Genomic DNA, 8,770 nt, shown 5'->3' with positions numbered 1-8,770 from the left:
GCCCCGATCGCCATGGAAGAAGGCCTGCGCTTCGCTATCCGCGAAGGTGGCCGTACCGTCGGCGCCGGCGTCGTGGCAAAGATCCTCGACTAAGCACTTCCTGGGACATGCCCGCGGGCATGTCCCCATTCAACGGGCAGCTTGCCCAATCGCTCTTTTAAGGAAATATCATGCAGAACCAGAAGATCCGTATCCGCCTGAAGGCTTTCGACTATCGCCTGATCGACCAGTCGGCCGCCGAAATCGTGGATACCGCCAAGCGTACCGGCGCGATCGTCAAGGGCCCGGTGCCCCTGCCGACCCGCATCCAGCGCTTCGACATCCTGCGTTCGCCGCACGTCAACAAGACCAGCCGCGATCAGTTCGAGATCCGCACCCACCAGCGCCTGATGGACATCGTCGACCCGACCGACAAGACCGTTGACGCGCTGATGAAGCTCGACCTGCCGGCAGGCGTGGACGTCGAGATCAAGGTGTAATCATGCCTTAGGCCGCGCATGCGGCCTGCTGCAGCAAAAAACGGCGAACTTCGGTTCGCCGTTTTTGTTTTCAAGGCTTGCATGCAGCAGCCTTGTCCCGCCGATTGCTTCCCGATCGCGCGAGCGACGGCGACGAATCGATCCGGTTGCCGCCGGCGTCTCGCCCCAAAAAGTGATACAGAAGCGATGATTGATTGAATCAGTTTGTATCACTAACATGCATTGCAACTGGCGCGATTGATGTAAATCAAAGTCGAGACGCCAACGCCGCCGCACTGATCGGCGTGCCTGCCATGGTGCCCGGCGCCCTGCTCGAGGCGCAGCACACCGCCTTCTCCATCCGGCCTGCTGCCGGCAATCCGCGCACCGCTCAACGTCCCGGTGCTGGTCTTCTTCATGCGTTCGAAGTCTTGAAAAGGGGACGCGCGAAATGGCGCTCCGGCGCTTCCCCCGCAGCGGCTTTACCTTGTTCCAGTCGTGCCGGCAAAGCCGCAAACATAAGCGTGGCGCCCCCAGAGGAGACAATGATGTTTGAAAGGACTCACCGGACCGCTGCGTCCAATGCCATCGGCATTGCCCTGGCGCTGGGCATCGGACTCACGCTCAGTGCGTGCGGCGGCGACGGGCAGGCAGCAGCTTCAACCGTGGCCACGATCGACTACACGGCGACGTGCGCCGCGCTGCAAGGCAGGACCATCGGCGGGGCCAGCATCACGGCGGCAAAGCGCATCGAGGCGGCGGGCGGGCTGCCAGGCTACTGCAAGGTTTCGGCAACCAGCGGCACGATGCTCGACATCGAAGTGGACCTGCCGGACAACTGGACGGGCAGGCTGATGCACCAAGGTGGCGGAGGCTTCGATGGGCAGGTGAAAACCGTGGAGAGCTTCAGCGCTGGCTTCCCCCTGTATCAGCCGCTCCAGCGAGGCGTCGCCTACGCCGCCTCGAATGGCGGCAACCGTACTGGCGACCCGTCTGAGTTCCTGACGAGCCAGACCGCGAAGAGCGACTATGCCTATGCCGCGGTCGGCACCACGATCGCTTTCGCCAAGGCAGCAGTCAAGGCGTTCTACGGACGTGCGCCCGGCTATACCTACTTCAACGGGGCGTCCAATGGCGGGCGCAATGCCTATATCGCCGCGCAGCGCTGGCCGGACCAGTATGACGGGATCATCGCCGGAGCGGAAACCATGAACATGGCCACGCAGACCGCAGCGTGGCTCAACCTGGCCCGGCGTGCTGGTTCCGCCGACATGCCAGCCGTGCCCCAGTGGACCGCGCTGAACGCTGCCGCGGTGGCAGCGTGTGACGGGCTGGATGGGATCAAGGACGGCATCATCGCCAACCCGAACGCCTGTTCCTTCAGTCCGGCCACGCTGGCGTGCGATGCACCCGGGGCCGATGCGGCCACCTGCCTGTCCCCCGGGCAGCTGCGCACCGTCCAGGAACTGGTCGGGCCGCTGAGCGACTCGGCGGGCGCGCTGGTCTACGCGGGCTACCACTGGGCCGATTTTGGCGAATACTTGCCCTACCACGCCGGCCTCGGCGGCGGCTTCGCCGCCCTCGCCACCGGCAACGCGGCGTGGATGTTGCCCGCCACGGAGCCGGGCAGCCTGCAGGCAACGTTCGAGGTGACACGGGACTTGCCCCCGATCGCGGTCGGCTTGCAGCAGGCCGGGGCGGATCACGACATGCGTGCCATCGCGCAATTCGTGTTATCGGGCAAGAAGCTCATCGCCTGGCACGGCGGCGCCGACTCGCTGCTATCCGGCAGGGACCACGTTCGCAATTTCACGGCAATGACCCAGCTTGCGGGCGCTGGCGCCGCCAATGCCCGCTTCTACCTCGAGCCGGGTGTCGGACATGTGCAGGGCGGGGTCGGCCCGGATCAGGTCGACTACCTCGGGGCCATGATCGACTGGGTCGAGAGGTCAGCCGCCCCGGAGCAGTTGCTGATCGCGAAAATGGACGCACAGCAGAGTGTGGTGCGCACCATGCCGCTGTGCGTGTACCCTAAGTTCCCGAAGTACTCGGGCTCGGGCGATGCCAATCTTGCTGTCAGCTACAGCTGCGCGATGAGCTGAGGACCGCAGCGGCTTTGCCGCCTTCCTTGCGGTGGTGACGGGCCGCGCGCCCCACCGGCGGCGCAAAGCGGCAGCACTGTGTTCGCACAGGCCTGGACCGCTCTGCGCCGCCGCAAGGTCGGCGCGGGACACTTCCCCGGGGCGAGCGCCCGTGCCCTGTGCTGAACCGCCGGGACAGGCCATGGACACCATTCAGGTGCCGCCGTCGCTCCCGCACCACATCCCAAGCCACGCAAACGCCGCTCCTGCGGTGTGCCGGCTTACAACATTGCGGGGAAATCCGCAATTCATATTGCCCTTTCCAAACCGCTGCGATATAGTGTAAGGCTACCCGTTTCCTCGGGTAGTGGGCTGGCCATTTTGGCCGCGCGCAGTCTTGTTTAGCGCAAGCCCATCCGCGCACAAGCGCAAGCACAGTTTTCGTGTATCAATCAGCCCCGGCCAATCGCAGCTGGGAATGGAGCAAACCATGAGCCTTGGCCTTGTAGGTCGCAAGGTTGGCATGACCCGTATTTTCACGGACGACGGTGAAGCGATTCCCGTGACCGTGGTCGAGGTCGGCGACAACCGCGTGACGCAAATCAAGACGGACGAGACCGACGGTTACACCGCGGTTCAAGTCACCTTCGGCGCACGACGCGCAAGCCGCGTCACCAAGCCGCTGGCGGGTCACCTCGCCAAAGCCGGCGTGGAAGCCGGCGAAATCATCCGCGAATTCCGTATCGACGCAGCCAAGGCTGCCGAACTGCAAGCTGGCGGTTCGCTGTCGGTCGACCTGTTCGAAGTCGGTCAGAAGATCGACGTGCAGGGCGTGACCATCGGTAAGGGCTACGCCGGTACCATCAAGCGCTACCACTTCGCCTCCGGCCGTGCCACCCACGGTAACTCGCGCTCGCACAACGTGCCGGGCTCGATCGGTATGGCGCAGGATCCGGGCCGCGTGTTCCCGGGCAAGCGCATGACCGGTCACCTGGGCGATGTCACCCGCACCGTGCAGAACCTGGAGATCGCCAAGATCGACGCAGAGCGCAAGCTGCTGCTGGTCAAGGGCGCCATTCCCGGCTCCAAGAACGGCAAGGTCATCGTTACCCCGGCCGTCAAGGCCAAAGCCAAAGCTTAAGGAGCGCATGTAATGGAACTCAAGCTCCTCCAGGACAATGGCCAGATCGGCGCCGGCGTTGACGCGTCGCCCGAAGTGTTCGGCCGTGACTACAACGAAGCCCTCGTTCACCAGATCGTCGTCGCTTACCAGGCCAACGCTCGCAGCGGCAACCGCAAGCAGAAGGATCGTGAAGAGGTCAAGCACACGACCAAGAAGCCGTGGCGCCAGAAGGGTACGGGCCGTGCTCGTGCCGGTATGTCTTCCTCGCCGCTGTGGCGCGGGGGCGGCCGTATCTTCCCGAATTCGCCGGAAGAGAACTTCAGCCAGAAGGTCAACAAGAAGATGTTCCGTGCCGGCATGCGCTCGATTTACTCGCAGCTCGCACGTGAAGGTCGTATCAACGTGGTGGACGGTTTCACTGTCGACGCGCCCAAGACCAAGCTCTTGGCCGACAAGTTCAAGGCCATGGGCCTGGACTCGGTGCTGATCATCACCGACAGCCTCGACGAAAACCTCTACCTGGCTTCGCGCAACCTGCCGCACGTGGCAGTTGTCGAGCCGCGCCAGGCTGACCCGCTGTCGCTCGTGCACTACAAGAAGGTGCTGGTGACCAAGGCGGCCGTCGCGCAGATCGAGGAGTTGCTGAAATGACGCAAGTAGCCAAGAACGATCATCGTTTGATGCAGGTGCTGCTCGCGCCGGTGGTTTCCGAAAAGGCAACCCTGGTCGCCGACAAGAATGAACAAGTCGTGTTCGAAGTCGCCCGCGATGCCAACAAGGCAGAAGTGAAGGCCGCCGTCGAACTGCTGTTCAAGGTCGAGGTGCAGTCCGTTCAGATCCTGAACCAGAAGGGCAAGCAGAAGCGCTTCGGCCGTTTCATGGGCCGTCGCAACCACGTGAAGAAAGCTTACGTGTCGCTGAAGCCGGGTCAGGAAATCAATTTTGAAGCGGAGGCCAAGTAATCATGGCACTCGTCAAGACCAAGCCGACTTCCCCGGGTCGTCGCTCGATGGTGAAGGTGGTCAACAAGGACCTTCACAAGGGCGCCCCGCACGCTCCGCTGCTGGAAAAGCAATTCCAGAAGTCGGGCCGTAACAACAATGGTCATATCACCACCCGCCACAAGGGCGGTGGTCATAAGCACCACTACCGCGTGGTCGACTTCAAGCGCAACGACAAGGACGGCATCCCCGCCAAGGTCGAGCGCCTGGAATACGATCCGAACCGCAGCGCCAACATCGCGCTGGTCGTGTTCGCCGACGGCGAGCGCCGCTACATCATCGCCACCAAGGGCATGGTTGCCGGCCAATCGCTGCTGAATGGCTCGGAAGCGCCGATCAAGGCCGGTAACAACCTGCCGATCCGCAACATTCCGGTCGGTACCACGATCAACAACGTGGAAATGCTGCCGGGCAAGGGCGCCCAGATCGCCCGCGCTGCAGGCGGTTCCGCCGTGCTGCTGGCCCGCGAAGGCCTGTACGCCCAGGTTCGCCTGCGCTCCGGCGAAGTGCGCCGCGTGCACATCGAGTGCCGCGCCACCGTCGGTGAAGTGGGCAACGAAGAGCACAGCCTGCGCGTCATCGGCAAGGCCGGTGCGACCCGTTGGCGCGGTATCCGCCCGACGGTCCGCGGCGTCGTGATGAACCCGGTCGACCACCCGCACGGTGGTGGCGAGGGCAAGACCGCTGCTGGCCGCGATCCGGTGTCGCCGTGGGGTACCCCGACCAAGGGTTACCGTACCCGCAGCAACAAGCGCACGGACAGCATGATCGTCCAGAAGCGCCACAAGCGTTAATCGGTAGGTAGGAGCTAAAGATATGACTCGTTCCGCTAAAAAGGGTCCGTTCTGCGACGCCCACCTGCTGAAGAAGGTGGAAGTTGCAACGAGCGGCAAGGACAAGAAGCCCATCAAGACGTGGTCGCGCCGCTCGACCATTCTGCCGGAGTTCATCGGCCTGACGATCGCCGTCCACAACGGCCGTCAACACGTGCCGGTGTACGTTACGGAAAACATGGTTGGCCACAAGCTCGGCGAATTTGCGATTACCCGCACGTTCAAGGGCCACGCGGCTGACAAGAAAGCGAAGAGGTAAGGTGCCATCATGGAAGTGAAAGCGATTCATCGCGGTGCCCGCATCTCCGCCCAGAAGACGCGCCTGGTCGCTGACCAGATCCGTGGTCTGCCGATCGAGCGCGCGCTCAACGTCCTGACGTTCAGCCCGAAAAAGGCTGCCGGGATCGTGAAGAAGGTGGTCGAATCGGCCATCGCCAACGCCGAGCACAACGAAGGCGCCGACATCGACGAACTCAAGGTCAAATCGATCTACGTCGACAAGGCAACCTCGCTCAAGCGCTTCACGGCACGGGCAAAGGGCCGCGGCAACCGCATCGAGAAACAAACCTGTCACATCACTGTGACGCTCGGCAACTAAGGAGTCACGATGGGACAGAAGATTCATCCGACTGGCTTCCGTCTGGCTGTCAGCCGTAACTGGGCTTCGCGCTGGTACGCCAGCAACACGAAGTTCGCCGGCATGCTGAAGGAAGACATCGAAGTTCGCGACTTCCTGAAGAAGAAGCTCAAGAACGCATCGGTTGGCCGCGTCGTGATCGAGCGCCCCGCCCGCAATGCCCGTATCACCATTTACAGCTCGCGTCCGGGCGTGGTGATCGGCAAGAAGGGTGAGGACATCGAACTGCTGAAGGCCGAACTGCAGCGTCGCATGGGCGTGCCCGTGCACGTGAACATCGAGGAAATCCGCAAGCCGGAAACCGATGCTCAGCTGATCGCCGATTCGATCACCCAGCAGCTCGAGCGCCGCATCATGTTCCGCCGCGCCATGAAGCGCGCCATGCAGAACGCGATGCGCCTGGGCGCCCAGGGTATCAAGATCATGAGCGCCGGCCGTCTGAACGGTATCGAAATCGCACGTACCGAGTGGTACCGCGAAGGCCGTGTGCCCCTGCACACCCTGCGCGCCGACATCGACTACGGCTTCTCCGAAGCAGAAACCACCTACGGCATCATCGGTGTCAAGGTGTGGGTCTACAAGGGGGATCACCTCGGCCGCAATGACGCGCCGGTGGTGGAAGAGCCGCAGGACGACCGTCGTCGTCGCCCGGGTCGTCCGGAAGGTCGCCGCCGTGAAGGCGAAGGCCGTCCGGGTGGCAACCGCCGCGGCGGTGCCGGTGCCGGTCGCCGCGCTGCGCCTGGCGCAGATGCGAAGAGTGGAGAATAACGATGCTGCAACCTAAGCGCAGAAAATACCGCAAGGAGCAGAAAGGCCGCAACACGGGTAAGGCTACCCGTGGTAACGCCGTGTCTTTCGGCGAATTCGGCCTGAAGGCCATGGGCCGTGGCCGCCTGACGGCTCGTCAGATCGAGTCGGCACGTCGTGCGATGACCCGCCACATCAAGCGTGGCGGCCGCATCTGGATCCGGATTTTCCCGGACAAGCCGATCTCGAAGAAGCCCGCCGAAGTCCGTATGGGTAACGGTAAGGGCAATCCGGAGTACTACGTGGCTGAAATCCAGCCGGGCAAGATGCTGTACGAAATGGATGGCGTGAGCGAAGAGCTGGCGCGTGAGGCGTTCCGCCTCGCGGCTGCCAAGCTGCCGATCGCCACCAATTTCGTGGTGCGCCAGGTCGGGACGTAAGGAGAGCAGGAATGAAAGCATCCGAACTTCGCGGCAAGGACGCCGCAGGCCTGAACCAGGAGCTCTCCGAGCTGCTGAAGGCCCAATTTAGCCTGCGCATGCAAAAGGCAACCCAACAGCTGCAGAACACCAGCCAGCTGAAGAAGGTTCGCAAGGACATCGCGCGCGTGCAAACCGTGCTGACTCAAAAGGCGAACGCGAAATGACTGAAGCTGCACAAACGGAAAAGTCGCTTCGCCGTACCCTGGTCGGCCGTGTCGTGAGCGACAAGATGGACAAGACCGTTACGGTCTTGGTGGAAAACCGCGTCAAGCATCCCCTGTACGGCAAGTACGTGCTGCGTTCCAAGAAGTACCACGCACACGACGAAGCCAACCAGTACAAGGAAGGCGACAAGGTCGAAATCCAGGAAGGCCGTCCGCTGTCGCGGACCAAGTCCTGGGTGGTTTCCCGGCTGGTAGAGGCTGCACGCGTCATCTAAGAACAACACGTTCTTAGCTTGACTTGCAAGTCCAGGATTATGTAGCTATAATCCTGGACTTCCGCTTTATTGCGTTCGCCTTAGCTGTACCACCCGGGCGGGCCTGTTGAGCGAGCCAGGGCCAGGCGGCTCCGATGATTTTTCGTCGGGATTGCCAGGTTCCTACCGACTTCAAAGTTGATCAACCCATACGGTGCTGGCGCAAGGCCGGAACCGACGGGACCAAGACTGACCGACGGGCGCTATCGCACCTGGCGGATTAAGTTGGGAAGACAAACACCATGATTCAGACAGAAAGCCGGCTCGAAGTGGCCGATAACACTGGTGCGCGCGAAGTGCTGTGCATCAAGGTGCTGGGTGGCTCCAAGCGCCGCTACGCAAGCGTTGGCGACATCATCAAGGTGACCGTCAAGGACGCAGCGCCGCGCGGTCGCGTCAAGAAGGGCGACATCTACAACGCCGTCGTCGTGCGTACCGCCAAGGGCGTGCGCCGCGCTGACGGTTCGCTGATCAAGTTCGACGGCAACGCCGCCGTCCTGCTGAACAACAAGCTCGAGCCGATCGGCACCCGTATCTTCGGGCCGGTGACTCGTGAACTCCGTACCGAGCGCTTCATGAAGATCGTGTCGCTCGCTCCGGAAGTGCTGTAAGGAGCCGCCATGAACAAGATTCGCAAAGGCGACGAAGTCATCGTGCTGACCGGCAAGGACAAGGGCAAGCGCGGTACCGTGCAGGCCGTCCTCGGCGACAAGGTTGCGGTGCAAGGCGTGAACATCGCCAAGAAGCATGCCCGCCCGAACCCGATGCTGGGCACTACCGGTGGTGTGGTCGACAAGGTCATGCCGCTGCATATTTCCAACGTTGCGCTCGTGGATGCCAATGGCAAGCCGTCGCGCGTCGGCATCAAGGTGGAAGACGGCAAGCGCGTGCGCGTGCTGAAGACCACCGGCGCCGTCGTGGCAGCTTGAT

At 62.6% G+C, this 8,770-nt stretch carries 16 protein-coding genes; 15 read left to right on the top strand and 1 reads right to left on the bottom strand.

Annotated elements, in window-relative coordinates:
- On the top strand, positions 1 to 93 hold a 93-nt coding region (locus FHX60_RS26740), incomplete at its 5' end, for an EF-Tu C-terminal domain-related protein (protein WP_018003799.1).
- 77 nt (positions 94 to 170) lie between these two features.
- Positions 171 to 479 (top strand): 30S ribosomal protein S10, encoded by a 309-nt coding sequence (gene rpsJ / locus FHX60_RS26735; protein ID WP_006160488.1) that lies wholly within the window; start codon positions 171 to 173, stop codon positions 477 to 479.
- A 212-nt stretch (positions 480 to 691) separates the two neighbouring features.
- On the opposite strand, the gene FHX60_RS26730 is transcribed toward rpsJ, so the two are convergent.
- The gene (locus tag FHX60_RS26730; protein ID WP_183285108.1) at positions 692 to 877 is read right to left on the bottom strand and encodes a hypothetical protein; all 186 of its coding nucleotides are present in this window, start codon (positions 875 to 877) and stop codon (positions 692 to 694) included.
- 129 nt (positions 878 to 1,006) lie between these two features.
- Here FHX60_RS26730 and FHX60_RS26725 point away from each other — a divergent pair, with 129 nt between their 5' ends.
- The 13 genes from FHX60_RS26725 to rplX all read left to right on the top strand — a co-directional run bounded on the left by FHX60_RS26725 (position 1,007) and on the right by rplX (position 8,769).
- A complete protein-coding gene (locus tag FHX60_RS26725; RefSeq protein ID WP_183285107.1) occupies positions 1,007 to 2,560 on the top strand; it encodes a tannase/feruloyl esterase family alpha/beta hydrolase in 1,554 nt (517 codons plus the stop codon).
- 469 nt (positions 2,561 to 3,029) lie between these two features.
- Positions 3,030 to 3,680, top strand: coding sequence for a 50S ribosomal protein L3 (gene rplC / locus FHX60_RS26720; RefSeq protein WP_010812397.1), 651 nt, complete (start codon positions 3,030 to 3,032; stop codon positions 3,678 to 3,680).
- 12 nt (positions 3,681 to 3,692) lie between these two features.
- Positions 3,693 to 4,313: a 50S ribosomal protein L4 gene (gene rplD / locus FHX60_RS26715; RefSeq protein ID WP_022536862.1), complete on the top strand. Its 621-nt coding sequence runs from the start codon at positions 3,693 to 3,695 to the stop codon at positions 4,311 to 4,313.
- The gene (gene rplW / locus FHX60_RS26710) at positions 4,310 to 4,624 is read left to right on the top strand and encodes a 50S ribosomal protein L23 (RefSeq protein ID WP_006576245.1); all 315 of its coding nucleotides are present in this window, start codon (positions 4,310 to 4,312) and stop codon (positions 4,622 to 4,624) included. The genes rplD and rplW overlap by 4 nt, the downstream gene beginning before the upstream one ends.
- 2 nt (positions 4,625 to 4,626) lie before the next feature.
- Positions 4,627 to 5,457: a 50S ribosomal protein L2 gene (rplB, locus tag FHX60_RS26705; RefSeq protein ID WP_029047584.1), complete on the top strand. Its 831-nt coding sequence runs from the start codon at positions 4,627 to 4,629 to the stop codon at positions 5,455 to 5,457.
- 22 nt (positions 5,458 to 5,479) lie between these two features.
- Positions 5,480 to 5,755, top strand: a complete 276-nt coding sequence (gene rpsS / locus FHX60_RS26700; RefSeq protein ID WP_012354138.1) for a 30S ribosomal protein S19 — start codon at positions 5,480 to 5,482, stop codon at positions 5,753 to 5,755.
- Between the two features lie 9 nt (positions 5,756 to 5,764).
- Positions 5,765 to 6,094 carry a 50S ribosomal protein L22 gene (gene rplV, locus FHX60_RS26695; RefSeq protein WP_003271370.1) on the top strand — a complete coding sequence of 110 codons (330 nt, stop codon included), beginning with the start codon at positions 5,765 to 5,767 and terminating at the stop codon, positions 6,092 to 6,094.
- Between the two features lie 9 nt (positions 6,095 to 6,103).
- Positions 6,104 to 6,901, top strand: coding sequence for a 30S ribosomal protein S3 (gene rpsC / locus FHX60_RS26690; RefSeq protein ID WP_010812392.1), 798 nt, complete (start codon positions 6,104 to 6,106; stop codon positions 6,899 to 6,901).
- 2 nt (positions 6,902 to 6,903) lie between these two features.
- Positions 6,904 to 7,320, top strand: a complete 417-nt coding sequence (rplP, locus tag FHX60_RS26685; protein ID WP_006576240.1) for a 50S ribosomal protein L16 — start codon at positions 6,904 to 6,906, stop codon at positions 7,318 to 7,320.
- Between the two features lie 11 nt (positions 7,321 to 7,331).
- Complete coding sequence (gene rpmC / locus FHX60_RS26680; protein ID WP_010812390.1) at positions 7,332 to 7,526, top strand: 50S ribosomal protein L29; 195 nt, start codon at positions 7,332 to 7,334, stop codon at positions 7,524 to 7,526.
- Positions 7,523 to 7,801: a 30S ribosomal protein S17 gene (rpsQ, locus tag FHX60_RS26675; protein ID WP_010812389.1), complete on the top strand. Its 279-nt coding sequence runs from the start codon at positions 7,523 to 7,525 to the stop codon at positions 7,799 to 7,801. Before rpmC ends, rpsQ begins: the two co-directional genes overlap by 4 nt.
- A gap of 281 nt (positions 7,802 to 8,082) precedes the next feature.
- Positions 8,083 to 8,451 carry a 50S ribosomal protein L14 gene (gene rplN, locus FHX60_RS26670; protein WP_010812388.1) on the top strand — a complete coding sequence of 123 codons (369 nt, stop codon included), beginning with the start codon at positions 8,083 to 8,085 and terminating at the stop codon, positions 8,449 to 8,451.
- A gap of 9 nt (positions 8,452 to 8,460) precedes the next feature.
- Positions 8,461 to 8,769 carry a 50S ribosomal protein L24 gene (rplX, locus tag FHX60_RS26665; RefSeq protein WP_010812387.1) on the top strand — a complete coding sequence of 103 codons (309 nt, stop codon included), beginning with the start codon at positions 8,461 to 8,463 and terminating at the stop codon, positions 8,767 to 8,769.
- Position 8,770 lies beyond the last annotated feature (1 nt).

Origin of the sequence: Cupriavidus alkaliphilus (assembly GCF_014191175.1) — a bacterium.
Classification (GTDB): domain Bacteria; phylum Pseudomonadota; class Gammaproteobacteria; order Burkholderiales; family Burkholderiaceae; genus Cupriavidus; species Cupriavidus alkaliphilus.
This window is presented reverse-complemented; position numbering and strand designations above follow the sequence as displayed.